The organism is Geothrix sp. PMB-07, from assembly GCF_030758935.1.
In the GTDB taxonomy this organism is placed as follows: domain Bacteria; phylum Acidobacteriota; class Holophagae; order Holophagales; family Holophagaceae; genus Geothrix.
Genome location: NZ_CP132333.1, coordinates 288,478 through 315,176 on the forward strand (window position 1 = coordinate 288,478; position 26,699 = coordinate 315,176).

The window sequence follows — 26,699 nt, forward strand, 5'->3', positions numbered from 1 at the left end:
CAAACGGGGTTTCCAGGTGGTGAGATGCAGCAGAAACTGGGACGGTTCGAGATCCTCCGACGGCTGGGGCAGGGGGCCATGGGTGAGGTGTTTCTGGGCCGCGATCCCGCCATCGGCCGCGAAGTCGCCCTCAAGACCATCCGCCAGGACGCGGCCCAGGGCGATGAAGCCCGGGAGCGCTTCGTCCGCGAAGCCCGGGCCGCCGGGACGCTGAACCATCCCAACCTGGTCACCATCCACGAATTCGGCGAAGACGAGGGCCTGCTCTACCTGGCCATGGAGTACGTGCCTGGTGTGGATCTGGAGGCCATGTTGCGGGACCGTGTGCTGGCGCCGGTGCAGGTGCTCGATCTGCTGGCCCAGGTCTGCGACGGCTTGGCTCACGCCCACCAGAAGGGCGTGTTGCACCGCGACATCAAGCCCAGCAATGTGCGGGTGCGCCGGGAAGGGGATCAGCTCCACGCCAAGGTGATGGATTTCGGCATCGCGCGGGTGGCTGGCTCCGACATGACAGGCACAGGCACTTTGATGGGCACCTTCGGTTACATGGCACCGGAATACATCCGGACCGGCGTGCCGGATGCGCGCAGCGACCTGTTCGCCGTGGGGGTGATTCTCTACGAAGCGCTGGCCGGCCGCCGTCCCTTCGAGGGCGACACCACCGCCACGGTGCTCTATCGCGTGGTGAACGAGGAACCGGCCCCCCTGGCCGCTTCGGATATCCGCGGCATCAGCCCCCAGATCGGCCGCCTGCTGGCCAAGGCCCTGGCCAAGGATCCCGACCATCGCTTCCAGAGCGCCGAGGCCATGGCCCGCACCCTGCGCGAGGCCATGAACCCCGCCTGGACAGGCGCAGCGTTCGGTGCGCCCACCCGAACCATCGCGCGGCCCCCGGTTCCCACGGCCCAGCCCCGTTCCGCTTCGAGGGGCCGGAGCCTCTGGTCCTTGGCGGCGGTCCTCATGATCGTGGGCGGCGGGGGCTTCGGCCTCTGGTTCTGGTGGCAGCATCGGCCGCCCCGCCTCATCACGATGCCAGAGCCTGCGCTGCCTTCCTCCCAGCTCGCCCTTCAGGCCACGGCATCTCCGGAACCCACCTCGACTCGGCCTGCCCCCAAACCGCATTCGACGGTGAAGGCCCCCGCTCGCATGACGGAACTGGAGGCTTCCGCGCTGCTCAACGAGGCGGCCAAGGGCCTGGTGGATCAGCCCCAGGGCAGCCTCGCGTTGTGTGATCGCGTGATCCGCGACCATCCGCTGAATCCCCGCGCTTACGCGCTGAAGATGACGGCCCTTTACGGCTTGGGGCGCTACCAGGAGATGCCCGGCGTGCTGGATGCGGGCAAGGAACAAGGCATCACACCGGCCCAGTTCCTGGCCTTCGGCCACTTCACCGCCATGCTGCGGGAAGAGCGGCGGGAGCGGCGCCTGCCGCCCGAAGTGCGGGAATCCCTTGTGGCGGAGCTGCCCCTGGGGGCGCTGAAGCCAGGGCAGGGCGGCCGGCGGCGGGCTCAGCGGCCGTCGAGGGACTGAAGCTCCACCAGGTTCCAGTCGCTTCCGCTTCGAGCCCAGCGCAGGCTGAAGCTGCGATGGGAGGCGTCCTGGGGCAGCAGGCCCCCGCTGCGTCCCGTCAGGATGAGATCCACTTCCTGGAACGCCTGGTTCCCGCGAACGGTCACTCGGTTGTCCACCACGGTGACTCCCACCTTCTCCTGGCGCAGCATGCCCATCAGGAAGAGCCTCGCCGTCGCCTTGTCCATGCCCTCGGGGCCCCGGAAGGCGGCATCCAGGGCTTCGGATGCTGTGGCGGCATCGCCCTTCTCCACGGCGGCGCGACAGGCCTCGAAACGCCGTTTGACCTGATCTTCCGGCTTGTCAGAGTGGCATGCCAGCAAGGCAAAGATCGCAAAAAGGGTGACAATGCTTTTCCCCACGGCGGCACCTCTTCCCACTGAACCTCACGTGGAGGATAGCGCCTTGGATCATGAAGCCCGTTTCGAGATCCTTCGCATCCGCGTGGGGCTGGCCTCAACGACTGTTCGCTGCGCCTCAGTGTGGGCGTGAAATGAGGAGCAGGATCTTCCCGAGGATCTGGAGCGGGTGCTGCCGGTCTTGAATCACCCGCCGACCACAGGAACACCGAGAAGGGCAGCAGGGCGATTCTCGGTGGCCCTCTGGGTTTTCTGTGTTCCTGTTTTTGCCGCTTCAGCCCAGCCCATGCGTCCGGTACAGCTCCGGGTAGCTGCGCGGTTCTGCGCGGTCCGGCGCGAGCCCGAGGCCCTCCATGGCCGCACGGATGGCCTGGGGGTCGCCTTCCAGCTCCAGGTAGCAGCCGAAGGGCGTTTCATCGAGGCAGGCTTCCAGCTCTTCCCGCTCCCACACGGCCCGCACCTTCTCCATGCGCATGACGGGCTCAAAACCCAGGGCCCTGAGAATGGCCTCCAGGGCGGCGGCATCGGCGATTCCGGTTTCGTGTTCAGGGCGGATCTTCAGGATGGGGTCGGGCACCTTGGGCCCCTTCCAGGTGAGGCGGGCGTGCCCTGCATACGAGCGGGTGCGCAGGGCGGAGCCCGCTGCACGCAGCTGGCCATCGCGATCCCAGAGCACGCTGATTTCGGCCTGGGCCGGTGTCACTTCATGAAAGCCCAGGGCCTCCAGCAGCGGGCGGTAGGGGCCCGTGGCGGGGATGCGAAGTTTCAATTCCGTTTCCAGGGCGGGCTTGTGCTTCATGGCGGCGCAACTCCGATGAGTCATGATGGTGGTGTCTCAGCGGATCCATCGTGATTCCCCAACGGTACATCATCGCCACCCTCTTCATCGCCGCCATGCTGCTGCTCTTCGCGGTGGTGCAGGCGCCGCGTCCGGTCAGCGCCGGGGGCGTCACGGCGGTGGAATCGCCAGCGGTCATGAACCTGGGCGGCTATGAAACGCTGGCGGAATTCCGCCTCGCGGATGGCTGGGCGCCGCGTTTCCAGGGTGCCCTGGATCCCGATCAGTCCGAGGCCTGGCCCTTCGAGGGGGGCTTTGGCACGCCCTGGGAGCCGGCCTCGCCCTACCTTGCGGACCAGGGTTTGGCCCTGAACGGCCCAGGGGGGCGGAGCGAGGTCGTTCTCTGGCGCGGGCTCGAATGGCGCCATTACCGCTTCGATGCCCCGCTCTGTTCGGCACGGCTGGATCCCGCCAAGGGCAACCGGCTGCTGGTGACGCTCCAGATGGGCGCCGCCCGTTTTGAAACCCGGCTGCTTGAAGTGCCTGAAGGGCGCGTCATTTGGTCCGCCCAGTCCGGCCCCTGGAGCCGGTTCAGCTGGGATGGCCGGGCCGCGCTGATCGGCTTCTTTGAACCAGGAGAGGGCCGCAGTGATCCCAGGCTGCTTCTCAGCACCTTGCCCTGCGACCAGGAGCCGGGCGAAGCCACCCTGGCGGCCTGGGGTGAGCCCGACCTTCCCGCCGCGCCCCGGGGAACGGCGACCAAAGCTGAAGCCCTCACCGAGGATGGCCGCGACCTGCCGGGTCAGCGGGTGGAGCTTCCCTGGCATGCGGGTGACCGCTTTTGGCTCCCGAGGTCGGATCGCCTGTGGCATGGGGGGCAGCACGGATGGACTGCCTGGGGGCTCGAGGCGGGCCAATGGCGCCGCCTGGCGACGGGCGGTGGCCTGTTGACCGCCCAGCCCCCGCAGCGCATGGCCCTGGTGGAACCTCTTCCGGAAGAAGGCATGATCCGGAAGACCAGCCCCCTCACGAAGGCCGAGTGGACCGAGGTCGCTCCCGATGCTTTGGGCTGGCCCGCCTGGGATGCGGCCTGGGCCTGGCGGGCCGAGGGATCGGGCTGGGGCGCCTTCGATGCCTGGGACCAGCGCTGGAACGAAAGCGCCTTGCCGCCCGAACGCCAGCGCCAGACCCTCTTCGAGTCCTACCGGTCCGAGTGGCGATCCGCCTGCGGCCTGCGGCTCTCCGTGAAGGGCTGGCTGCCGCGGGGGCCGGAAATCGCCCTGCGGGAGCCACTGGGCACCGCCTGGATCTGGGTGGGAGACCGGGCTCTGTTGGTACGCCTGGTGGAGGTCGAGCGGGTCCGAATAATCAGGAAGCTGCTGCGCTGAACCGATCCATTGATACCGAAGTGCACATTTCTGGTAGCGTTGTGCCCAGCCACTCTTTCCTTTTCCCGGCTTCCCGAGGTTCCCGATGCCGCGTCTCCTCCTCGTGGACGACAATCCCAGCATCCACCGAATTGCCGAATCCCTCCTGGCTCCCACGGATGTGGAACTGACCTGCGTGGATTCGGCCGCCGAAGCTCTGGATCGCCTGGGACGCGGCGATACCTTTGATGTGGCGCTGGTGGATACGGCCATGCCGGGCATGGATGGCTGGACCCTCCTCAGCCGGCTTCGAGCCATGGATGCCACGGCCCGGATGCCCATCGCCCTCATGGCGGGCGTGCTCGATCCGGTGGATCCCGCCAAGCTGGCAAAAGCGCCCATTCAGGGCTTCCTGAAGAAACCCATCGAGCTGCGCGAATTGGGCGACCGCGTGAAGGCCCTGCTTGCCACCTCCGTGGCTCCCAGTCCATCCCCCTTCAGCACCGTGCCGGCCACCCCAGCCCAGGATCTGGTGAAGAAGGCGGAGGAGGCGCTGCCGGAACTGCGTCCGGCCGAAGCCCCGGAGTCCATCCTGAGCATGGACCTGGATCTGACGGCACCCGAAGACGACCTGCTGGTGTTGACCGCCGAAGATCTCTGGCCGGAGGAGAGCACCCTGCGCACGGTGCCGGAACCTCCCTTCAACCCGTTGCCGGATGTTCACCTTGAACTTGAGGAGTTGGACCTGGACAGCCTCCAGGACCTCGCGGAAGAAGCGCCCGTGGCTCCCGCCCCGGCCCCCGTTCCTGCCCTGGACCTGGAGGCCCTGCTGCCTGAGGCCGGGGATGAGGATGACGAACTGGTCACCCTCTCGGGCCTGGATGATCTGGGCGATGTGCATGTGGCCCCGCCCGCATTTCAACCGCCACCCCAATCCATTCCCGAGCCGCCACCGGAACCTTCTGCGCCAAGCCATGCGCTGGAAGCCGCTGCCATGGTTGGATCAGCCGCTGTGGTCGGGCTGACGGCCCAGTCTTTCCTGGCCAAGGAACACGAGCCTGCGCCCGTGGAAGAGACGCTGCCCCACAGCAGCCCTGCCGCAGGTGGGCAGGCCCTTGCCGTGTCCGGGCAGTCCGAGGCTGGCGCAACCGCCCACGCGGCTCCGGCTTCCGCCCCGGTTCCCGCGCCCTCCGAATCCAATGCCGTCTCCTCAGAGCAGGGCCGGGCCTTGGTGCAGGCTCTCTTGGCCGACCCCGTGCTGGTGGATGCCCTGGTCAAGGCCGTGGTGGCCCGCATGGGCGACCAGGTGCTGCGCGAAATCGCCTGGGAGCTTATGCCGGATGTGGCGGGAAGATTGCAAAGGTAGGTGGATGGTCCGCCCCGCTCCTTTTCCCACGACGCCGCTCCGCAGGTTCCTCCCATGATCACTGGCTACAACACTGATGTGCGCCATGGGAACCGGATCTTCCATGTCCAGACCGAAGACAAGGGCGTGGCGAACCCCCGCATCGAGACCCTCATCTATGTCGGGGGCGAGATTCTGGACAGCTACCGCGCCTCCTATGAGGATCTGCTGGCCGCAGCGCCATTGGCGGAATCGGCGGTCCAGGGGCGCATGGACGAGCAGCATCGCGCCATCATCCGTGACATCAAGAACGGAAAGTACGACCTGACGCCCCCGGACCTCATGGAGCAGCAGGCCTTCAATGACCGGCCGCTGGACCAGGCCATTCTGGAGTTCCTGCAGCAGGAAGGGGATGTGGACACCCTGGAGTTGGTGCTCGATCAGCCGCTGAAACCCGCCTTCGGTGGCTTGTTTCGGGTGCAAGTCCGGGCGCGGCTCTGCCAAAGCCAGAACCCCGTGCCCGGCGCCGAGGTGACGGTCAAGCTGGTCTCCAGCCTCAAGAAGGCCACGGGCCTCCTCTCGGGCCGCACCGGTGCCGATGGCCAGTTCTACGGTGAAGTGCAACTGCCGCCCAGCCAGCCGGGCCAATGCGCCGTGGTGGTGAGCTGTGCCAGTGACCACGGTTTCGACGAGATGAAGGCCGTGGTGGTGGCTGTTTAATTGTTGAAATTAAAAATTAGACAATCTATTCGCGGCGTTTATCCTGGTTTCCATCGAGAGGGGAGCCATGGGCAAGGTCGAGCCTGAATTGCTGAGCATCGGAGACATCTGCTCGGAGACCGGCTTGTCTGCTGACGTGGTACGGGTTTGGGAGCGCCGCTACGGTTTTCCTGTGCCCGTGCGTCTGCCCTCGGGCCATCGGCGCTACCGGCGGGAGGATCTTCACCGGCTTCGCCTCATGGCCGAGGCGGTGGCCCAGGGGCATCGGCCTTCCGTGGTGGCGCGGTCGACTGAGCCAGGCCTGAAGCGGCTGTTGATGCCCGAGGAGAATCCCCAAGTGGAGGCCCTCTTCCAGGCCGTTCAGGCCATGGATTCGGATGGCATCCGTCGCTTGCTCGGCGAGGCGCTCCAGCAGCTGGGCTGGAATGCTTTTCTGCAGCAGGTGATCCCGCTGCTGTTGGATCGGGTGGGCCTGGCCTGGGCCGATGGCAGCATCGGGATCCACCACGAGCATCTCGTGACGGAAGTCCTGGAGGATTTCCTCCGGCAGCTGCGCTTGGAATGCCGCACAGTGCCTGGCCGCGGATGTGTGCTGCTCTGCACCCTTCCGGGGGAACGCCACCGCCTGGGCCTGCTCCTGGCGGCCCTGGCCTATGCCTCGCGGGGCGTTCGCACGGAGCTTTTAGGTGTAGACCTGCCGGTGTCGAGCATCGCCCAGGCGGCGAGGACGCTGAAGGCGGATCGTGTGGCCGTGAGTCTTTCCATCCAGAGCGCCGGGGAACCGACGCGCAAGCTGCTCATGGACCTGCGGGATCGCCTTCCTGTAGGCTGCCGCCTGCTGGTGGGCGGACAAGGGGCCATGCGCACGCGGAAGGTCGATGGGGTGGAGCGGACGAACGGGCTGGAAGGGCTCTGAGCCTAGGCGGGCAGATCGCTGCTCCACTGTTTGCGGATCCGCCTCAGCAGCAGACGCAGCTCCAGCAGCAGGGGGCGCGCTGCGAGGAAGCAAAGAAAGCCGGCGAGGGGCACGGTCACCTTGAAGCCGACGTGGCGGAAGCCCAGGGCGCCGACGACGCCACCACCCAGGAACGACATCAGGATCAGCAGAAGCAGGGTGAGCTTCTGCCGGTTGGCGACAATGCGCTCGCGCCCATGCCGGTTGTGGAGATTCACATAGGTGAGTCGGCTCAGCTCGATGCCGATGTCGGTCACGGTGCCCGTCAGGTGCGTGGTGCGCACGGCGGCGCCCGAGATGATGGAGGTCACCGCATTGTGCAGGCCCATGATGAAGCAGAGCAGCATGACGGTGATGGGCAGGGTGAACTTGATCTCCTGCTGCAGGCGGTTGCCCATGAAGCCGAAGATCAGCATCAGCACCGCTTCCAGCGCCAAGGTCAGCGCATAGCGGCTGCGCATGCGGTGCCGCTGGCCGAAGCTGATGAGGGTGGTGCAGACGAAGGCGCCGCTGAGGAAGCTCAGCATCATGGCCAGGGCCGCCAGCGCGGTGTTGAGGTCGCCGTCCGCGAGTTCGTCGGCCATGGAGGACACCACACCAGTCATGTGGGAGGTGTAGTGACTCACGGCCAGGAAGCCGCCGGCATTGACGGCGCCCGCCACGAAAGCCATGGCCCAGGCCAGCTGCCGGTTGAGCGTTTCCGAGCGGAGGGCCCCTTCCCGAACCAGCAGCTTTTCCTGGATGGGCAGGGTGGCCAGGGTCGCTTCCACGGCGGCCTGTAGCTGCTGGCCATCCAGGCGGTTCCTGAGCAGCCGCCGGAGGTAGCGGGCCACGATGAGCTGGATGGTGCGGGGAATGCGGCGCATGGGGAGGGCTTTCCGCTTCAGTCTACGGCAGGGTCCGGGGGGCTCCGGTCATAAGACGGGCGATTCACCAAGTGTCAAGGCTGGGAAGTTGGAACCGTGTCCGCAGGGTGAGATCAGTACACTGGCGCCATGCGACGCATTCTGCTCCTCCATACCGGCGGCACCCTGGGCATGACCCCCAGCGGCGATCCTGCGGCCTTGGCGCCGGGACGCTTCCTCGACCACCTGCAGGAGCAGGTGCCCGAACTGGGGCGGATGGCGGAGCTTTCGGTGGAAGTGCCCTTCAACCAGGATTCCGCCTGTGTCGAGCCCTCCCATGTGTTGCTGCTGGCCCGGCGCATCCGAGAAGCTGCCGCCCGCTTCGATGGCTTCGTGATCATCCATGGCACCGACACCATGGCTTTCACGGCCTCGATGCTGGGCTTCCTGCTGGCGGATCTGGGCAAGCCCGTGGTGCTCACCGGCAGCCAGCGCCCCCTGGCCTTCGTTCGCAGTGATGCCCGAAGCAACCTGGTCAATGCTGTCGATCTGGCCTGCCGCGCCATCCCCGAAGTCGGCATCTGCTTCGGCACCCATTGGTTGCGGGGCGTGGGCTCGGACAAGCAGAGCGTCCACCAGTTCGAGGCCTTCCACAGCCCCAACCTGCCGCCCTTGGCGGAGATCGGCGCCGAAATCCGCCTGCATGGCGAGGCGGGCCAGTTCCCTCGCCAGTTGCCTGCCGGTCTTGGCGCGGCCCTCGACCTCACGATCTGCACCGTGACACCCCATCCGGGCATGGCCTGGTTCCCCGTCCCCGAGGGCGCCAAGGCCGTGCTCATCCAGGCCTTCGGTGCGGGCACCTTGCCCATGGAGCGCCCCGACCTGAAGGCTTTCCTGGAAGTGTGCCGCCAGCGGCAGCTGCCCGTGGTGGTGACCTCGCAGTGCCCCTTTGGCGGGGTGGATCTCTCCGCCTACGAGATGGGACGGAAGATCGAAGCCATGGGCGCCATCTCCGGAGGTCTCCACACCCGCTGGGCGGCCCTGGCCAAGTTGGGCATCGTCCTGGGTGCTGGTGGTGGCATCGAACAAGCGCGCACGGCCTTTGCCACCTCGTGGGCTGGCGAGCCCATGCCCGGGGCGGCCTGGCCGCAGGCCTGAGGCAGGGTACCCGCTGGGTTACTCCCGATAGAGGCAGGGTGGGGTAAGGTTGCTTGTTGTAAGAAAATGTTGATTTTTAACAATACTCACAATAGCAACGCCTTAGATTGATTGGTGTGGGTTCATCATGGATTTGCAAAGTGCGGTTATTTTGGAAAAGGTTCTAATCAAAGCGTTGGAATTCTCCCCAAAAGATTCAGACCCGGGCATAATCTTTAGTGCCTCAGCATTTGAGGGGTTTACCCGGCTCCCCCAACATCCCCAATAGGAGGTAGGAGGAATGTCCAAATGAACATCAACCTAAAGCACATCGCTTTGCTCGCCTCGTTATCGGCAGGATTGCCGATGGGTCTTCACGCCCAGGAACTTCACTACGGAGTCAAGTTTGGTGGCGGCGCTGTGGTGGGCGCCATCGGTCCCCAGGCTTCGCGAGCCACCATGAATGCGGCCTTCATTGCTGAATACCCCCTCGGTAAGGACAAGGAAGTATTCGGTGAGGTGAATTACCGAGTGTTTCGCTCTGTGGACCACGAGGTAACCCCTATCGGGCAGCTCGCCTATACTCCCACCAACACCACGGGCCTGCTGTATGCCGCGACCTCCGTGGACATTCGCAAGGACAACCTCGAGGGCTATTCCTTGAGTGCCGGCTACCGCCAGCAGATCGCCGCCTCGGCTTTCTGGTGGCAGGCTGGCCTCTCCCTCAATAACATGAATTCCCAGCAGGAGGTTACCGGGCAGCTTGTGGCCGGCGTGGCCACGCCGGGCGCCGTAACCAACGCCAACCATGAGGGCCTCAATTTCACCCCGGGGAAGACCTCCTTGCGCCCGGGCTTGTTTATCGGCGCCCAGGCCAAGGTTTCCCCGAGCTTTTTTGTTGAGGCCAATTTGAATGGCATTGGCTACCAGTGGGTGAACTACACGCCCCACGCCTACACCGGGCAGGCCTCCCATGTAGAGACGAACAATAAGTTCAAGCTTTCGCTCGACATCAACGTCGGATTCCGCTTCTAGCCGCAGCCCAACCCCACATTTTGGATCTATTTGGAGGTATGAATATGAAAACGCTACAGCGGCTGACGGCGCTGGGCGCGGTGCTGGTCGGCACCTCGCTCATGGCGCAGGAAAGCGTCGGTACTATCGTTGGTGTTGTCCGGGATGCCAAGGGGGCTCCTGTTGCTGGTGCGCGTCTTGAGCTTACCGGCCCGAAGTTGATCGGCCAGCGTGGGACCACAACCAATGAAAAGGGCGAGTACCGCCTGCCTCTGGTGCTGCCTGGTGAATATTTCCTGGCAGTCCGTAAGGAAGGTTTTATCGGATCGAAGGGCGAAATTCGCCTCAGCGCTGGCCAGACTCTTCGTCAGGAATTTGAGGTCAAGCCCATCGCCACTGCCTCCGCAGAGGTTGAAGTTGTGGCCACCGCCGCCGCGGCCGTAGATAAAACAGAGACCAAGACTGCCACCAGCATCACGGCCGATACCCTTCAGTCCCTGCCTGCCGTGTCTCTGAATTCCTACGGTGCCTTGCAGCTTGCGCCGGGTGTGGTGGGTAACACAGGTTACCCAGTTGTGCGCGGTGGTGTGACGGGCCAGACCCAGTTCACTGTTAATGGCATCAGTGTCCGCGATAGCGTGGTGCGTCAGGGGCGCCAGTCTGAAGTGGTGATCGATGATCTCATCGAAGACATCACCGTGATTCAGAGCCCGATGAATGCAAAGTACGGCATGCCTCCGGCGGCATCGTCAACGCCGTGACCAAGACTGGCGGCAATGAATTCGGTGGAAGCCTCCGCGTCAAGCTGTACAAGGGTTCCTGGTCCAGCCTGAATGGTCCTGTGCTTGGGCGCGATGGTTCCAGCTGGCTGTCGAACCGTTCCGTTCAGTCCGATGACCTCGGCAAAACCTATGAGTTCACGATCACCGGTCCAATCATCAAGGACGTGCTGACCTTCACGTACGCAGGTCGCATTAACCCTGTCAACTTCCCGACGGCCACCAGCATCAACATTGTAGACAGCGGGCGCAATTTCCTCCCGGTGTTCTCGGGAACTGGCGCCGCGACTCCCACTGCCTGGACCTATGGCGCTTCTGCTGGCAACCCGGCCGTGGGTACCGGCCCGCAGAAGACCAGCACCAACCAGTACAAATTGTTCTGGCAGGCGGCTCAGGGCCACCAATTGGAAGTGTTCTACACCGACGATAAACTCGGCCCCTACTTCGATACGCAGTACAGCAACCTTGACCAAGCAAACCAAGGTCTGGCTGCTTCCAACCAGACCTCCAAGAGGCCATTCTACGGCATCAACTACCGTGGCATTGTCGGGTCGAACAGCGTCGTGGATGTGAAATACGGGAAGAAGCGCTCGGAAGTCATGTTCTCTTCCGGCCCGCTGGACCCTGTGAACGTTCGTGTGTGGACCAATGCTGCCACGACGTTTTTCGGCACCACCGGCACCCCCACGACCTATCTGACCAACGGCGATCCCTACCGCGCTACGGCCGAAATCCGACAGGCTGAGACCGCCAACGCCAACTACAACTGGTTCAGTGGTGAGCACAACATTGATGTTGGCGTGGAATTGCTGAAGGAGACGTCGTTCCTGCCTGAAGCCAGCGGCATCGGCCGCCGGGTGCTCTACATGCCCGGTCGGGCCTTGAATGGCAACTACGTGGTTTACAACTACGTAGGATCCACCGCGCAGACCATGGCTTCGGCTACTCTGCGCAATGGCGCAGCTTACATCCCTGAAATGCGCACCTATCAGGATGGTGGCACCGGCGATGTGAACAACTACGACACCACTCAGTCGATCTATGTGAATGACCTCTGGACGATCAACAACCAGTGGAGCCTCATGGGCGGTCTGCGTTTCGACCGCTGGGAAGACAAGGACCGTGCGGGCGTTAACATCAAGTCCAGCGCCGTCTCACCTCGTCTTGAGTTGAAATACGACGTTCAGGGCAACAACCAGCACCTGATGAACTTCTCCTACGCTGAATTCCGGGGCACCATCGGCCAGGGCAACCTCGGTGGCCTCTTCGCCCACCGTCCCGGCAACCAAGTGGCCCGCCGTTTCTGGAACGTGGGCAGCACCACCCCGGCAGCAACCGCCACGCTGGCGGACATCACTAACCCTGCAAACTACGGTTATGTATACACGGTGCAGGACAATGATGCCCTCTACACCGTCAACCATGGTCTCAAACCCGAAGCCAGGCACGAATTCCAGCTGGGCTACCGCCGTGCTTTCAGTGGTGGTGGTTTCTTCCGTGCAACCGCGGTCTACGCCTGGTTCACGGAGCTCTGGTATCGCACGGCCTTTGATGCCGTAGTGAACATTCCGGATTTCACCGGTCAGGCTGCGGTTCAGCCCACGGGCTACCTGAGCAAGCTGGACAACGACCCTCAGGGCAAGCGCCGCTTCCGCAGTCTGGAAACGGAATGGCAGTACCCCATCGTGAAGGGATCGACCGCGTCCCTGGACTTCGGGGGCAACTGGACCTTCAGTCGCCTCTACTCGACCGAGACCTGGCGTGAAGGCAATGTGGCCAGCTCCACGGCACGCTTCATCGACAAGTACAATGCGTTCGGCATTCCTCAGGAATCCTACAACCCGTATGGCCCACTGGAAGGTCTGAGCACGGCCAACGCTGTGAAGGCCTGGCTGACGGCCACCATCCTTTCCAAACGCGGCATTAAGAGCGAGATCAGCCTGTTGGGTACCTACACCAGCGGTGTCCCCTACAGCCTCTCCATGACCCAGTCGCTCCCAACGGGCTTCTTCACCAGCGGGGCCACTGGTCTTCCGACCACCATGCCGGAATACCTGAATGGCCGTGGCCGCTTCACGAACCCGGATTTCTTCCAGTGTGACCTGCAGTGGAACATCACCGTTCCCATGAAGGGCAAGCTGCAGTTCTTCACCTATGTGAGCATGTACAACATCTTCAACACCATCATGCCCAACTACACGACCTCGGGTCCGGCCAACGGCATCTACCGGGATACCTCCAGCACGGTCCAGGCTTATCCGAATGCCAATCCCACCTTGCAGGTCGCCACTCCGTCGGGTTTCGGCCTTCCCAACAACCTGAGTGGCCGCCGGTCCTTCACGGTGGACATGGGCCTCAAGTTCTAATCCAACCAGCTGAAATCCCTAGGAGGATGATGTGAATATGAAACTCTCAGGATGCCTGCTGGCTGGCCTTGCGTCCGTCAGCGCCTTCGCCCAGGATACGAGCGCCAAGCCGATTTACCTTGGTGCGACGTACGTCTTCAACGAAGGAGATCTCCGGAAATTTGCAGGCGGCAAGGTCATGTCCTACGCCTTTGAAACGGGCTATGAGCTTGTTCCCGCGGATGAAGCGATCGGTTCGCGAATTTACGCCCGTTACATGAGGACTTTCGGCGACCGCCGATTGGGAAGCGAATTTCCCGCGGGTGGCACCAAACTGCATGTGGATGCCTGGACAGGGGGGCTCGATCTCACTTTCGCGACCCCGGTCAAGGGATTGGTCCCCTACGCTGGCATGAATGTGACCTTCTACGATGGAAGCAAGTCAGAATCCTTCCAGGCGCCGAAGTTCTCCTTCGAGGATTCCAAGCCAAAGTTCGGCATCAGGCTTGGTGTGGAATACCAGATCAACACCACTTGGTCCGCCTCGGTGGATTACACCTTCACTGAATGGCGATCCGCCAGCAAGGAAGCCCGGATCCAAGGCGTCAACCCCTTGAACCCAAGCTGGGTCGGCGTGACGGCGCGCTACCACTTTGCTTACTGATTGAAATCAGGTGCACCAAGGAAAAGGGCCCATTCGTGGGCCCTTTTCCTTGGTTCCGCCGAGTTCTCGGGCCTCCGCTAGAATGAAGGTTTCCGGGAAACCCACACCATGCTTGACGCCAACCTCCTCCGCAACGACCTCGACGCTGTGGCGGCGCGCCTGTCTGAACGGGGCTACACGCTGGACCGGGCGGCCTACCAGGCGCTGGATCAGCGGCGCCGCGCCATCCTCCAGGAGGCGGAGGCGCTGAAGGCTGAGCGCAACCGCGTGAGCGACGAGGTGGGGCGCCTCAAGCGGGCCAAGGAGAACGCGGATCACCTCATCGCCCAGCAGCGGGAAGTGGGCGACAAGCTGAAGGCCTTGGAGGCCGCCGAGCGCGAGGTGGAAGCGGCCTTCAAGGACTTCCTGTCGGGCATTCCCAATCCGCCCCACGCCAGCGTGCCCGCGGGCCGCGACGAACACGCCAATGTCGAGGTCAAACGTTGGGGCCAGATTCCCGCCATCGGGGCCCCGAAGGATCATGTGGAGCTGGGCACGTCCCTGGGCATCCTTGATCTGGACCGGGCGGCCAAGCTCAGCGGCGCGCGCTTTGCCGTGCTGAAGGGGCAGGGCGCCAAGCTGGAGCGGGCCCTCATCACTTTCATGCTGGATCGCCAGACCGGCGCGGGTTACACCGAAGTGATTCCGCCCTACCTGGTGAACGCCGAGAGCATGTACGGCACGGGCCAGCTGCCCAAGTTCGAGCAGGACCTCTTCAAGATGCCCCATGGCGAAAGTTCGCTCTACCTCATTCCCACCGCCGAGGTGCCCGTCACCAACCTCTACCGGGATGAGATCCTGCCTGCCGAAGCGCTGCCCATGCGGCACTGCGCCTTCACGCCCTGCTTCCGCAGTGAGGCTGGCAGCTACGGTCGAGACACCAAGGGCATCATCCGACAGCACCAGTTCCACAAGGTGGAGCTGGTGACCTTCGCCGCGGCGGATCAGGCCGAGGTGGAGTTGGAGAAGCTCACCGCCGATGCGGAAGCCATCCTCGAAGCGCTGGAGCTGCCCTACCGCCGGGTGCTGCTCTGCACGGGCGACATGGGCTTCAGCAGCCAGAAAACCTACGACCTGGAGGTGTGGCTGCCCTCGCAGAACACCTACCGCGAAATCAGCTCCTGCAGCTGGTTCGGCGACTTCCAGGCCCGCCGCGCCAACATCCGCGCCAAGGGCAGGGAAGGCAAGCCCGTCTTCGCCCACACCCTCAACGGCAGCGGCCTGGCCGTGGGCCGCACCTGGGTGGCCATTCTGGAGAACTACCAGCAGCCCGATGGCAGCATCCGCGTGCCTGCGGTGCTGCGGCCCTACGTGGGCGCCGAGGTGATCCGCTGAAGCCAGCTCCTCTGCTGAGCGTTGAAGGCCTGGGCCTTCAACGCGGCGGAAGGGACTGCCTGCGCCAGGTTTCGTTTGCCATGGCCCCTGGTGAAGCCTGGTGCATCGCAGGAGAAAGCGGTTCAGGCAAGAGCACGCTGCTGAGCCTGGTGCTGGGCTTGGAGGACCCCTCTCAAGGGCGGATTCTGCTGAAAGGTGAGCCCTGGTCTCCGTTGCCAGAACGTGCTCGCCGTTCGCGGCGCCCCCTGGTACAGGCGGTCTTCCAGGATGCTTTGGCCAGCCTTCCGCCCCACCTCAGCGGCTGGGAGATTCTTCAGGAACCGCTGGAAGTGTGGCGGCGGGGCGATGCCGTTGCCCGGCGCGAAGCCGCAGCCCGCATGGCGGCGCGGGTGTCCTTCCCGGAACGGGCTTTGGATCAGCGTCCGGCTGCGTGGTCTGGTGGCCTGGCGCAGCGCCTGTGCCTGGGCCGGGCCCTCATGTTGGCGCCGGAACTGCTCGTGCTGGACGAGCCCTTCTCAGCCTTGGATCCCACGTTGGGGGGCTACCTGCTCTCCCTGTTGCTGGCCCTGAAGGCAGAGGGCACCGCGCTGCTCCTTGCATGCCATGACTTGGCCGCAGCCGGACGATGCTGCGATCACCTGCTGCTGCTAAAAGAAGGGGCCCCGGTGTGCCAGGGCCCCTTTGAACCGTTGGTGTCAAATCCACCGCATCCCCACCTGCAAGCGCTGCTGGACGCGGCGCCGAGGCTGGAGGGCCGTTAGTCTTCCAACGGGACTTGGACGGCGCTGGTGTTGATGTAGATGCCGCCGAAGTGGCCCCAGAGGCTGCTGAAGCCGGGGCGCAGGCGGCCCTGCTGATCAAGCGCCTGCATTTCGGTGGAGAGCAGCTTCTGAGCCTCGCCGGTCTGCAGATCCTGAATGAGGCTGCGGCGGGTTTCGAAGGTGAGGGCCGGGGCGGGTTCCCTTGAGGTGATCTTGGCCACCCAGAGCTTGCCGTCCTGCGTCCAGAGCACGGGCGTGGTCTGGCCCACGGCGGTGTCCAGGAGCGCCTTGCGGATGCCGGGATGGGCCACCAGCTCACGCAGCCCGCTGAGGGGGCCAGAGGCCTGATCGGTGACCGTTCCCACAGCCTGGAGGCCACCCTCCTTCAGGGCCTGCTGGGCCTTGGCCACGGCGGCCTTCCGGGCCTCTTCCAGGCGGTAGGCGGTCAGCGCCTTGGCACGGACTTCCTTGAAGGGGGGCACGGCCTCGGGCAGTTCGGACTGGACGCGGAACAGCAGGTACCGCTCGCCGAAGGCCATGGGCTTGGAGACCTCGCCCACCTTCAGGCGGAAAGCCTCGTTGACCAGCTGGGGCAGTTCAGGAAGCCCCTCCGACTGGGCGCCGGGCTCGTTGCTGAAGGGCTGAGTGAGCTGGGCGGGGCTGCCCAGGCTCTTGGCCGCGGCGGCCAGGTCGCCGCCGTTGGCGCGCTTGCGCACCTGCTCCAGGCGCTCCTGGGCGCGGGAGGCGAAGCGGCTTTCGGAAAGCTCCCGGGCCAGGCTGTCCTTCACGTCCTCGAAGGTCTTTTCGCGGCGGCCTTCGAGTTTGATGAGGTGGATGCCGAACTGGGTGCGCACTGGCTGGCTGATCTCGCCCACCTTCATGGCGGCGGCGGCATCGGAGAAGGGCTTGACCATCTTGGAAGCGTTGAACCAGCCCAGATCGCCGCCGTTGCCCTTGGCGGTGGGATCTTCGCTCTGCTCCTCGGCGGTTTTGCCGAAGTCGAGGCCCTTCAGGAGTCGTTCGCGCAGGAGGTTGGCCTTGGCCAGGGCCTCCTGGATCTGGGCCTCGCCCTCGGCCTTGAACAGGATGTGGCGGGCTTTGAACTCAGTGTTGTCGGCCTTGCGAGAGGCGTAGGCGGCCTTGAGGGCGGCCTCATCCACTTGCACGTCCTTGCCCAGGGCCGCGCGGTCCACGGCGACGAATTGGAGGATGCGGCGGGGCGGTTGGAGGAAGCGGTCGCCGCCGGCCTTGTAGAAGGGCTCCAGCGTGGCATCGCCGGGATCGGCCACCGAGGCGGGATCCACGGTCAGGCTGGCCTGCTGGAAGGCGACTTTTTCGTTGCGGAGGCGGTTCTCGAGGTTCACCCAGGCTTCGTCCACGGGCACCTGGAGGGCGGCCTGCTGGATGAGCTTAGTGCGCATCAGCTCTGAGCGGAGCATGCGCTCCTGCATGGCCGGGTTGAAACCGACCTCCTGGAAGATCTGCTTCAGCTCGGCGGTGGATTTCAGATCGCCCTTGGCATCCTTGAAGATGGGGTACTGGCGCAGGAAGGCCCGAAGTCGGGCACCCACCTCCTCATCCGTCACCACCACGTGGTGCCGGTCGGCCAGCTCCTCCATGAGCTTCTGGTTGGTGAGGTCCCGCAGGGCCTGGGATTGGACGAAGGGCTTGAGGGCTTCGGGGCTGGCCTGCTTGCCATAGCGCTGGTAGAGCTCCTGCATGTGCTCGCCGAGTTCCCGCATGGTCACTTCGTGGCCATAGATGCGGGCCACCACGGTATCCGCAGACACCGCCCCGCCTGAGGGCGCCAGGTAGGCCACCAGCCCCAGGAGCACGACGATCATCACCGCCGCCATGGGCGTACGGTTGGATTTGAAGACCTGGCGGAAGGAACGAAGCATGCGTGGCTCCAGACGGACCTCCCAGATTACCAAGGGATGGGCGTTGGATTACACTGGAATGCTGGAGAGGTTGAATGGCTGTTTTGCCCGTGCTCACGTGGGGGGATCCCCGCCTCAAGAAGAACAGCGAGGATGTCGGGGCCTGGACCCCCGAGCTGGAACAGCTCGTGGCCGACATGTTCGAGACCGCCCTGGACGAAGAAGGGGTGGGCCTGGCCGCGCCCCAGGTGGGTGTGAACCTGAACCTGGCGGTCATTGACTGTTCCTGCGGGGAGAATCCCGAGGAGCAGATCGTGCTCATCAATCCCGAGATCATCCATGAAGAGGGCACCCAGGTGGGCCCCGAGGGCTGCCTGTCCATCCCCGGCATCCGCGAGGTGCTGGAGCGGCCCCAGAAGGTCACCCTGCGCAACCGCGGCAAGGATGGCACCTGGCACGAGCTCACCGGCGAGGATCTGCTGGCCCGGGCCTTCTGCCATGAGATCGACCACCTGCGCGGCCGCCTCTTCGTGGAGTATTTCGGGCCCGTGAAGCGGCAGGTGCTGCAGCGGAAATACCAGAAGCAGATGAAGGGGTAGGGCCTGTTTTCGGAATGGGGTGTGGCCGCGCAAGGGGCACCGCCCAAGTGAGACAAGGAAGGCGGCGATGGCAATAGCGGCACGATTGACGAGGCGCTTGACGCAGTATCGCGCCGGGCGCTGCCCCTTGCCCTCCGGGACGGGGCCAGCCACGCGCCCAGCGGCGTCTGCGGCCTTGAACGACGACCCACGTCGCCCTGCGGCCACATCCTTGCTGGATCACGTGGCTGGACCCGTCGCGGCTCGCATCCATTTCGAAAGCAGGCCCTAACATGGTCCGCATCGCCTTCCTTGGCACCCCCCGCGCCGCTGTTCCGGTGCTGCGGGCCCTGGCCGAGGAGGGGGTCGAGGCGGTGTTCTGCAATCCTGATCGGCCCGCCGGCCGGGGACGCCATTTGGAGGCTCCGCCGGTGAAGGTGGCGGCGCAGGAGCTGGGTCTGCCGCTGCACCAGCCCCTGAGCTGGAAGGCCCCGGAAACCCGCGAACTGTGGGAGAGCCTCCGCATCGACCTGGCGGTGGTGGTGGCCTACGGCCACATCCTGCCGCGGTGGATGCTGGATTCCTGTGCTCTGGGCACCTGGAACCTGCACTTCTCCCTGCTGCCCCGCTGGCGCGGCGCGGCGCCGGTCAATCACGCCCTGCTGGCCGGAGACGAGGAAACCGGTGTCAGTCTCATGCGCATCACGCCGGGGCTGGACGAAGGGCCCGTGCTCTCCCAGAGCCACCGCGACATCACCCAGCAGGACACGGCCGAATCCCTGCTGACGGAGCTCTCCAGCGACGCGGCGGAGCTGCTCATGGATCAGCTGCCCCTGCTGCTCTCCGGCAGCGGCCAGCCCAAGGAACAGGCGCACGACCGTGCCACCTACGCCGCCAAACTCCGCAAGGACATGGGCCACCTGGATTGGCGGCGCCCCGCATCAGTGCTGCATCGTCAGGTCCGCGCCCTGTGGCCCTGGCCCGGCAGCGAGGTGCAGGTGGACGGTCAGACCCTCAAGGTCTGTGGGGTCGGGTCGCTGCGCCCTGTGTGCTACCGCGATCCAGGCCAGCTCCTGTGGGGCAAGGAGGAAGGCGCCTGGCTGGTGACTTCCGAAGGGGCCCTGGAACTCACGCACCTCCAACGCCCAGGCAAGCCGGTTCAGCCCGCCCTGCAGGCCCTCCAGCCCTGGGGCGTTTCCGGAAGCCGACCGCTGGCCTGACGTCTTTCACGCAGGAGGGGTCATGTACCAGCCCATCAACCTGGCCGAGAAACTGGCGCGCTTCCAGGACCACTGGGCCCCGCGCGTCATCGCCGAGATGAACGACTACCAGTTCAAGCTGGTGAAGCTCGAAGGTGAGTTCGTCTGGCATGCCCACGAGGACACGGATGAAGCCTTCCTGGTGCTCCGGGGCGAGATGGAGATCGCCTTCAGGGACGGTGCCGTGACCCTGCGGGCGGGCGAGTTGTTCGTGGTGCCGAAGGGCCGTGAGCACATCACCCGAGCCACGGCGGAATGCCAGGCCCTGATCCTGGAGCCCCGCGGCGTCGTCAACACCGGCGATGCGGGCGGCAACTTGACCGCCGCGCAAGACGCCTGGATCTGACTGCTTCGAGCCCTGCTCAGGCCAATCGCGCCGCCACGTCCCGGTAGTCGGGATCCATCTCGTGGACGGCTTTGAATTCTTCGGCGGCCATGGCGGTCTTGCCTTGCTGGAGGTAGATCTCGGCGAGATCGTAGCGCAGACCGATGCTGTCTTCCGGGGGGAAGCCGGGAGCTGTGATGCCCTGGCGCAGCCATTCCACGGCGGCATCCAGATCGCCCCGGGCCTGCTCGCAGATGCTCAGCATGGAACAGCATTCCAGCGTGCGCTCGGGATCGCCCATGGCGATCTTGAACTCCTCGATGCCGGGCTCGATGAGCATCATCTCCTTGTAGGCGATGCCCAGGTTGTAGTGGGTGTCGTAGTCGTCGCCCTTGACCTGCTTTTCCACGCCCTCGCGGAAGGCGCTGAACAGTTCGTCGACACTCTGAATCTTCTCCACGACGTGGGTGGCATCGTGCATTTCCTCGCCTTCGCCGGTGTCCATGAGGGCGGTGCCCAGCACATCGGTGAGGTCGAAGAAGGAGTTGGCGAAATCGCTCTCTTCGAGGGCACTGGCCTTGTGGATGTGGCCCAGTTTCTGGAGAGCGGCTTCGGCGCGGTCCAGGCGGGATTCCAACTCTGGGTGCGCGGGAAACTGTTTCAGGGCGGCCAGAATCTCGATCTTGGCTTCTTCGGGGCTGCCGTAATCCAGCTGGAAATCAATGTCGCCCAGCAAGTTGTCAAGTTCTTCGGAATGGGGCGCAGGGGCGGGAATGGTGACGGGCGCCGCCGGTTCGGGCTCCAGTTCAGGCAGCGTGGAGAGGGCCTCGAGCACCTCGGGTTCCAGTTGCCGCGTGGGGATGGGAGGCAGGGGCGTGGTGGGGGCTGAGGCGCTGACCGGTTCCGCTTCAGGCTCGGGCACGAAGTCCGTGAGGGTGGTGTCCATCCAACTGAGGTCAGACGGGGCCAGGGCCGGGGGCTCGGCTGGCGAGGCGGGTAAAGCTGCGGCCGGAGGCGGGGGGACTGGGGGCAGGGGTGCCGGAGGCTCCGGTAGGAACGGATCCCGGCGCAATTCTGGCGGCGCGAAGGGATCGAGCGGAAGCTCCTCGATCTCGGGCAGCAGAGGCAGGCTTTCGCTCGCAGCGGAGGGCGGCGCTACCGGGGGCAGTGGCGTCCGGGTGGGCGGCGCGGCCTCGTGGGGCAGGTCCAGGGCGATGACCATGTCCACATCGCTGGGGGGCGGCGGCAGGGCGATGGCGGGTGAGGTGGCCTTGGCGACCGGGGCCCGGGAGGGCGGCGGCGGCAGCACGCCGGGTTCCGGAAGGCCCAGCGCACGGCGGTGGATACGCGTAGACCCGGGGAAGAGCTGTTCGGCCAGATCCAGCAGGTGGGCGGCCTCGCGCTTCTTGCCCATCCCCACCAGGGCCTGGGCGCTCTGCACGTACTGCATCTGCACCTGGGTGAGCCGACCCGTGGTGCGGTGCACGGCCACGATGGATTCGATGATGGTGAGATCCGCGGGATCCAGCTCCAGGGCCTTCTTGTAGGTCTCGATGGCCCGCTCGTGGCTGCCGCCGCGCAGCAGGCTCTCCGCTTCGCGGGCGAACTGCTCGATGCGCATGCGGCGGAGGGGGTCTGTCTCCGTTTCACCGCCGGCACGCGCGCTGTCCATGGTCTCCGTGGCCAGGAAGGCCGCCGCAGGGGAAGGGAACACCGGCGAGGGCGGGGCCACAGCGCCGGGGACCGCGCCCAGGGCCTGCAGCTGACCCGCCAGCTGGAGGATGAGGTTCTGGTCGTTGTTCTGATAGGCCATGCCATAGGCGCTTTGCAGGGCCTGGACCTGTTCGGCGCGGTTGCCGCTCTGGTGGGCGATCTCGGCGAGCAGAAGCCAGGCCTCGATGCCGATGTGGCCCTGCAGAGCGCTGCGCAGGCAGCGGCCGACCACATCGCCGGATCCCCGGCGGGCCATTTCCCTGGCGATGGGGGCGAAGAGCCGGAGCCCCTCCTCGCCGCGGTCGGCGTTCACGAGGTTGCGCAAGGCCTTCTCGCAGACCGGAAGTGATTTTTCGGGAAGCTGCGGGATGTCCGCCATGGCCTCCAGGGCCCGGTCAGGGTGGCCGCTGCGCAGCTCGATCTCGGCCAGGGCTTCCAGCAGTTCCATGTTGCGGGGGTTGGTGACCAGGCCCTCGCGCAGGTGCTGCGCGGCGGACGTGTAGTCGCCCTGGATCACGCCCAGGCGGCTTTGGGTCAGGTAGACCTGGGGCGTGGAGATCATGGCCTTGGCGCGGTCGAGAATCTGCCCGGCCTCGGCGTGCATCTGCTCCATGGCCAGCGACTCGGCCACCTCGAGGTAGATGCCGGCGGCGCGGTCCTTCATGCCCTCTTTGTTGTAGAGGTCCGCCAGCTTGACCTTCATCTTCAGGTTCTTGGGATCGAGGTCGACGACCTTGTTGAACTCCTCCAGGGCCCGCTTGATGAGGCCCTTTTTCTGGAAGTGCTCGGCCACCTGGAGGTGGACCTTTACGGCGTCGCCGGTCTTGTTCATCTGGCGGTAGAGATCCGCCAGCCGCTGGGCCGCGTCGATGTCATCGGGGGCGTTGCGCACCACCTTCTGGAAGATGGCGGCGGCGCGGGCGTGGAAGCCGTCGCGCTCATAGGCGCTGCCCAGGCGCTTGTGGATCTCCACGCCTTCTTTCACACGGCCGATCTGCACACAGAGGTCGCCGATCTGGTTCAGGGTGTTGTAGTCCTTGGGATTGTCATCGACGAGTTTTTGAAATTCGTCGATGGCCCGTTCGACCTTGCCCGCCGTCAAGAACTTGTCGGCTTCCTTCTTGACTTTGACGCGATCAATGGCCATTCAGATGCCTCGGGATGCCTGGCGGGAGTTCGGAAAGTGTAGGCGGCGGCGCTTGTCTTGAATAGGGTTACCGGAAATGTCCGCCGGTGAAGCTGTGGGGCAGAAGCTGCTCCAGGCGATGGAGCTGGCGGCCGTGGCGGTTGGCCAGCAGCACGGGCAGCTCCCCGGCGAACTCCACCAGGGCCTGGCGGCAGGCCCCGCAGGGCGGGGTCAGTTCGGCCACATCGGTCACCACCACGGCAGCCACCAAGCCGCCGGGCTTGAGGCCCGCGGCCACGGCCGCGCTGAGGGCACCCCGTTCCGCGCAGAGGCAGACCGGGTAGGCGGCGTTCTCCACGTTGCAGCCGCCAAAGACGGTGCCCTGGCGGGTGAGCAGGGCCGCCCCCACCTGGAAGTTGGAATAGGGGGCGTGGGCGTGCTCCCGGGCCTGCCAGGCTGCCTCCAGAAGGGGGGTCCAGGCTGGGGATTGGGGATCGTTGAACACCATGGCCTCCAGGACCTTTCAGCTTAGCGGAGCTTCGCCCGGGGCGCCTTCCCCGGTTCCCACGGCCTCTGCCAGGGCCAGGGCCCGCCAGCAGGGGGTGTGGCCGCGGACTTCCCGGATGCCCTCGGGGCCCTGCAGTTCCAGGCTGATGTCGCGCTTCTGGAGCCGGGCCTGGAGGATGGCCCCTGACAGCCGCTCCAGCTCCCGCTCGAAGGGACGGCCTGGCCCCCAGAGGGTGAGGTCGAGGCGGAGGTGCAGGCCCAGGGGCCGCTCCTCCTCGAAGGTGCGCACCCAGGGTTGGCTGCGCTGGGCGGTGCGTTTCCAGTGGACCCGGCCGGGGGCGTCGCCCAGGCGCAGGGGCCGGGCCCCCTCGGGGCTGCTGGTGCCTTCCTGGGCGAGGGTGCGGTGCCCCTCGCCCCGCCAGCTGGCTGGTGCGGCGGGGGGGGTGCGGGGGTGGGGAAGCACCAGGACCTCCCGCTCCAGGTCCAAGAACCTGGATTTCTCCAGCAGACCGAAGGGGAACCGGGTGCGGAATTCGAGGGCGCGGATCCGAGTCCAGCCGCGATGGGCGGCCCGGGCCTGGAACACCACCAGCGTGTCGACCGAGCGGCTGGCCGCGCTGAGGAAGCTGGGCTCCACGCTGCCCTCTTCCAGGGCGAGGTGCAGCTCCAGGCCCCGGATCCGTCCCTTCCCGGCGTCCTGGAGGTGCAGGCGGATGCCGCCGCGCACCCGGGCGAAGAGGTTGCCTTCCTCGATGCCCGTGACCCGGAGTCCCTGCAGGGCACGGCGGCTGAGGATGCCCGACACCAGGAAGAGCCCCAGCATGAGGGAGAACACCAGGTAGAGCAGGTTGTTGCCGGTATTGACCACGAAGGCGCCCACGGCCAGCAGGGCGATCAGGTACTGGATCCCCAGCCCGGTGAGGGACAGGCGCAGGTGCCGATCATTCCAGAGCCGCATGGCCTCCAGACTAGCCCCAGGAGCGCCTCGGCGCCCCTGCTAGCATGGACCTTCCCCCCGAAGGTGCCCATGCTCACGCGATTCTTCCGCACCAAGTCCCTGGAGCAGCTCCGTGCCAGCGCCGATGAGCCTGAGCATCAGCTGAAGAAAAATCTGGGCGCCTTCGACCTCACCATGTTCGGTATCGGCGCCATCATCGGCGCCGGCATTTTTTCCAGCATCGGCACCGCCGCCGCCGGAAACATGGCCGATGGCCGTCTGCCCGCCGGGCCCAGCCTGGTGATCTCCATTCTGGTGGTGGCCCTCATCTGCGGGTTCACGGCCCTGGCCTACGCCGAAATGGCCTCGATGATCCCGGTCTCGGGCAGCGCCTACACCTACGCCTACGCGACCCTGGGTGAGCTGATGGCCTGGATCATCGGCTGGGACCTGCTGCTGGAATACGCCATTTCCAATGTGGCCGTGGCCATCTCCTGGGGCGACTACGCCCGCAGCTTCCTGTCCAGCGTGCTGCATGTGGACATCCCCGGCTGGCTGGGCATGGATCCCCGCAGCGCGCTGAAGCTGGCCCAGGGCGTTCCCGCAATGAACTTCAGCGCCAAGCTCCACGCCCTGGCCCAGGCCAAGGCGGGCCTCCTCAACGGCGCTGCCACCTTCGCCAACTGGGATGTGGTGAAGGCCGCACCGACAGTGGCGGGCTGTCCCATCACCATCAACCTGCTGGCGGTCATCATCACGGGCCTCATCACCTGGCTCTGCTACATCGGCATCAAGGAGAGCGCGCGGGTCAACAGCGTCATGGTGGTGGTCAAGGTGATCATCCTGCTGGCGGTGGTGGGCCTGGGCATCAAATTCATCAGCCCGGCCAACTGGCACCCCTTCGTGCCCCACGGCTGGCCCGGCATCCAGTCCGGCGCCGCCATCATTTTCTTCGCGTTCATCGGCTTCGATGCGGTGAGCACCACGGCGGAGGAATGCCGCAATCCAGGGCGGGATCTGCCCCGGGGCATCCTCTGGTCCCTGCTCATCTGCACAGTCATCTACGCCGCCGTCGCCCTGGTGGTGACGGGGATGATCCACTACACGCGCCTGGGCGGCATCGCCGATCCGCTGGCCTACATCTTCACCGAGCACAAGATGGCGGGCATCGCGGGCGTCATCAGCTTCGGCGCCGTCATCGCCACCACCGCCGCGCTGCTTGTGTATCAGGTGGGCCAGCCCCGCATCTTCATGAGCATGAGCCGTGACGGCCTGCTGGGGCCCTGGTTCGGCAAGGTGCACGACCGCTTCAAGACGCCCTCCCACGCCACCGTGCTCACAGGCTTCCTGGTGGCCATCCCCGCGGCGCTGCTCAACATCGACGAGGTGGTGGAACTGGCCAACATCGGCACCCTCTTCGCCTTCGTCATCGTCTGCGCTGCGGTGCTCATCCTGCGTCAGCGCCGCCCGGAGGCGCCCCGCAAGTTCATCATGCCCATGGCGTGGCTCATCGCACCCCTGGGCATCCTGGGCTGCGTGTGGATCGCCAAGGGCCTGCCCGCCCTCACCTGGTACCGCTTCTTCGTGTGGCTGGCCATCGGGCTGGTGATCTACCTGGTGTTCGGTTCCCGGCACAGCCGCCTGGAGACGCCAACTGCGTCATGATGAAGGCCGGGGAGGGGGAATCACACGCATGTTCACCGGACTGATCCGACACCTCGGCACCCTGGAAGCCCGCTCCTCCCGTCCGGGCGGCGCCCGCCTTCGCATCGCCGCGCCCGCGGACCTGCTGGCCCGAGCCGAGCTGGGCGCCAGCATCGCCGTGAATGGCGCCTGCCTCACCAGTGTGGCCGTGGATGGCCGCGCCTGGGAGGCGGACCTCAGCGAGGAAACGCTCGAGAAGACCACGTTGGGCCGGCTTTCCCTTGGAGCCACCCTGCATCTGGAACCGGCCTTGCGGGTGGGTGATCCGCTGGACGGGCACCTGGTGGCGGGCCACGTGGATGGCATCGGACAGTTGTTGTCGAGGCCCCAGGGTCAAGGCGGGGTGGATGAGGGCATTTGGCGTTTCGCCATGCCCGCCCACCTCGCGCCCATGACTGCGGCCAAGGGTTCCGTGGCGGTGGATGGCATCTCGCTCACGGTGGTGGATTGCGGCAGCGATTGGTTTACGGTGGCCCTCATCCCTGAGACGGTGCGGAACACCGCCTTGAATGGCATGCGCCCCGGCGACCCCGTCAACCTCGAGGCCGATCCCATCGGCCGCTTCGTGGCCCGCGCCCTGACCCTTCGGGGCAGCGATGAGAAGCTGGCGGCCTTCGCCCAGCGGGGCTGGGGCGGACAGGGCTGAACCCGGGACCGA

General features: G+C 65.5%; 24 protein-coding genes. 17 read left to right on the top strand and 7 right to left on the bottom strand.

Features of this window, described 5'->3' with window-relative positions:
* The first annotated feature begins 24 nt into the window (after window positions 1-24).
* Complete coding sequence (locus tag Q9293_RS01245) at window positions 25-1,530, top strand: serine/threonine-protein kinase (RefSeq protein WP_306249350.1); 1,506 nt, start codon at window positions 25-27, stop codon at window positions 1,528-1,530.
* On the opposite strand, the gene Q9293_RS01250 is transcribed toward Q9293_RS01245, so the two are convergent.
* Both Q9293_RS01250 and Q9293_RS01255 read right to left on the bottom strand, forming a co-directional pair.
* Window positions 1,509-1,931 carry a hypothetical protein gene (locus Q9293_RS01250; protein ID WP_306249351.1) on the bottom strand — a complete coding sequence of 141 codons (423 nt, stop codon included), beginning with the start codon at window positions 1,929-1,931 and terminating at the stop codon, window positions 1,509-1,511. The genes Q9293_RS01245 and Q9293_RS01250 overlap by 22 nt on opposite strands.
* A gap of 271 nt (window positions 1,932-2,202) precedes the next feature.
* Entirely contained in the window at window positions 2,203-2,727 is a 525-nt protein-coding gene (locus tag Q9293_RS01255) for a class IV adenylate cyclase (protein ID WP_306249352.1), read from the bottom strand.
* 50 nt (window positions 2,728-2,777) lie between these two features.
* On the opposite strand from Q9293_RS01255, the gene Q9293_RS01260 reads away from it, so the two are divergent.
* The 4 genes from Q9293_RS01260 (at window position 2,778) to Q9293_RS01275 (ending at window position 7,054) form a co-directional block, all read left to right on the top strand.
* Complete coding sequence (locus Q9293_RS01260; RefSeq protein WP_306249353.1) at window positions 2,778-4,094, top strand: hypothetical protein; 1,317 nt, start codon at window positions 2,778-2,780, stop codon at window positions 4,092-4,094.
* 85 nt (window positions 4,095-4,179) lie between these two features.
* The gene (locus tag Q9293_RS01265; protein ID WP_306249354.1) at window positions 4,180-5,439 is read left to right on the top strand and encodes a response regulator; all 1,260 of its coding nucleotides are present in this window, start codon (window positions 4,180-4,182) and stop codon (window positions 5,437-5,439) included.
* Window positions 5,440-5,493: 54 nt separating this feature from the next.
* The gene (locus Q9293_RS01270) at window positions 5,494-6,138 is read left to right on the top strand and encodes a hypothetical protein (protein WP_306249355.1); all 645 of its coding nucleotides are present in this window, start codon (window positions 5,494-5,496) and stop codon (window positions 6,136-6,138) included.
* A gap of 67 nt (window positions 6,139-6,205) precedes the next feature.
* Window positions 6,206-7,054, top strand: coding sequence for a MerR family transcriptional regulator (locus Q9293_RS01275; RefSeq protein ID WP_306249356.1), 849 nt, complete (start codon window positions 6,206-6,208; stop codon window positions 7,052-7,054).
* Window positions 7,055-7,056: 2 nt separating this feature from the next.
* On the opposite strand, the gene Q9293_RS01280 is transcribed toward Q9293_RS01275, so the two are convergent.
* A complete protein-coding gene (locus tag Q9293_RS01280; protein ID WP_306249357.1) occupies window positions 7,057-7,959 on the bottom strand; it encodes a YoaK family protein in 903 nt (300 codons plus the stop codon).
* Window positions 7,960-8,088: 129 nt separating this feature from the next.
* Here Q9293_RS01280 and Q9293_RS01285 point away from each other — a divergent pair, with 129 nt between their 5' ends.
* From Q9293_RS01285 to Q9293_RS01315, 7 genes are all read left to right on the top strand, one after another.
* Entirely contained in the window at window positions 8,089-9,096 is a 1,008-nt protein-coding gene (locus Q9293_RS01285; RefSeq protein WP_306249358.1) for an asparaginase, read from the top strand.
* A gap of 288 nt (window positions 9,097-9,384) precedes the next feature.
* Complete coding sequence (locus Q9293_RS01290) at window positions 9,385-10,110, top strand: hypothetical protein (protein WP_306249359.1); 726 nt, start codon at window positions 9,385-9,387, stop codon at window positions 10,108-10,110.
* A 38-nt stretch (window positions 10,111-10,148) separates the two neighbouring features.
* The gene (locus Q9293_RS01295) at window positions 10,149-10,850 is read left to right on the top strand and encodes a carboxypeptidase-like regulatory domain-containing protein (protein WP_306249360.1); all 702 of its coding nucleotides are present in this window, start codon (window positions 10,149-10,151) and stop codon (window positions 10,848-10,850) included.
* Entirely contained in the window at window positions 10,847-13,234 is a 2,388-nt protein-coding gene (locus Q9293_RS01300) for a hypothetical protein (protein ID WP_306249361.1), read from the top strand. The genes Q9293_RS01295 and Q9293_RS01300 overlap by 4 nt, the downstream gene beginning before the upstream one ends.
* A gap of 37 nt (window positions 13,235-13,271) precedes the next feature.
* The gene (locus Q9293_RS01305; protein ID WP_306252405.1) at window positions 13,272-13,877 is read left to right on the top strand and encodes an outer membrane beta-barrel protein; all 606 of its coding nucleotides are present in this window, start codon (window positions 13,272-13,274) and stop codon (window positions 13,875-13,877) included.
* Window positions 13,878-13,985: 108 nt separating this feature from the next.
* The gene (serS, locus tag Q9293_RS01310) at window positions 13,986-15,251 is read left to right on the top strand and encodes a serine--tRNA ligase (RefSeq protein WP_306249362.1); all 1,266 of its coding nucleotides are present in this window, start codon (window positions 13,986-13,988) and stop codon (window positions 15,249-15,251) included.
* An 80-nt stretch (window positions 15,252-15,331) separates the two neighbouring features.
* Entirely contained in the window at window positions 15,332-16,012 is a 681-nt protein-coding gene (locus Q9293_RS01315; RefSeq protein WP_306249363.1) for an ABC transporter ATP-binding protein, read from the top strand.
* On the opposite strand, the gene Q9293_RS01320 is transcribed toward Q9293_RS01315, so the two are convergent.
* On the bottom strand, window positions 16,009-17,913 hold the full coding sequence (locus Q9293_RS01320) for a peptidylprolyl isomerase (RefSeq protein ID WP_306249364.1): 1,905 nt from the start codon (window positions 17,911-17,913) through the stop codon (window positions 16,009-16,011). The genes Q9293_RS01315 and Q9293_RS01320 overlap by 4 nt on opposite strands.
* A 74-nt stretch (window positions 17,914-17,987) precedes the next feature.
* Here Q9293_RS01320 and def point away from each other — a divergent pair, with 74 nt between their 5' ends.
* The 3 genes from def to Q9293_RS01335 all read left to right on the top strand — a co-directional run bounded on the left by def (window position 17,988) and on the right by Q9293_RS01335 (window position 20,075).
* A complete protein-coding gene (gene def, locus Q9293_RS01325; protein WP_306249365.1) occupies window positions 17,988-18,491 on the top strand; it encodes a peptide deformylase in 504 nt (167 codons plus the stop codon).
* A gap of 272 nt (window positions 18,492-18,763) precedes the next feature.
* Window positions 18,764-19,690, top strand: a complete 927-nt coding sequence (gene fmt, locus Q9293_RS01330) for a methionyl-tRNA formyltransferase (protein ID WP_306249366.1) — start codon at window positions 18,764-18,766, stop codon at window positions 19,688-19,690.
* Between the two features lie 22 nt (window positions 19,691-19,712).
* Window positions 19,713-20,075 (top strand): cupin domain-containing protein, encoded by a 363-nt coding sequence (locus Q9293_RS01335; RefSeq protein ID WP_306249367.1) that lies wholly within the window; start codon window positions 19,713-19,715, stop codon window positions 20,073-20,075.
* 16 nt (window positions 20,076-20,091) lie between these two features.
* Here the strand turns inward: Q9293_RS01335 and Q9293_RS01340 are convergent, their stop codons facing one another.
* From Q9293_RS01340 to Q9293_RS01350, 3 genes are all read right to left on the bottom strand, one after another.
* Window positions 20,092-22,914: a tetratricopeptide repeat protein gene (locus Q9293_RS01340; RefSeq protein WP_306249368.1), complete on the bottom strand. Its 2,823-nt coding sequence runs from the start codon at window positions 22,912-22,914 to the stop codon at window positions 20,092-20,094.
* Window positions 22,915-22,981: 67 nt separating this feature from the next.
* Window positions 22,982-23,401, bottom strand: coding sequence for a cytidine deaminase (locus Q9293_RS01345; RefSeq protein ID WP_306249369.1), 420 nt, complete (start codon window positions 23,399-23,401; stop codon window positions 22,982-22,984).
* 15 nt (window positions 23,402-23,416) lie between these two features.
* Entirely contained in the window at window positions 23,417-24,358 is a 942-nt protein-coding gene (locus Q9293_RS01350) for a DUF58 domain-containing protein (RefSeq protein ID WP_306249370.1), read from the bottom strand.
* 69 nt (window positions 24,359-24,427) lie between these two features.
* On the opposite strand from Q9293_RS01350, the gene Q9293_RS01355 reads away from it, so the two are divergent.
* Window positions 24,428-26,002, top strand: a complete 1,575-nt coding sequence (locus Q9293_RS01355) for an amino acid permease (RefSeq protein WP_306249371.1) — start codon at window positions 24,428-24,430, stop codon at window positions 26,000-26,002.
* A gap of 28 nt (window positions 26,003-26,030) precedes the next feature.
* Window positions 26,031-26,687: a riboflavin synthase gene (locus tag Q9293_RS01360; protein WP_306249372.1), complete on the top strand. Its 657-nt coding sequence runs from the start codon at window positions 26,031-26,033 to the stop codon at window positions 26,685-26,687.
* The last annotated feature ends 12 nt before the right edge of the window (window positions 26,688-26,699 follow it).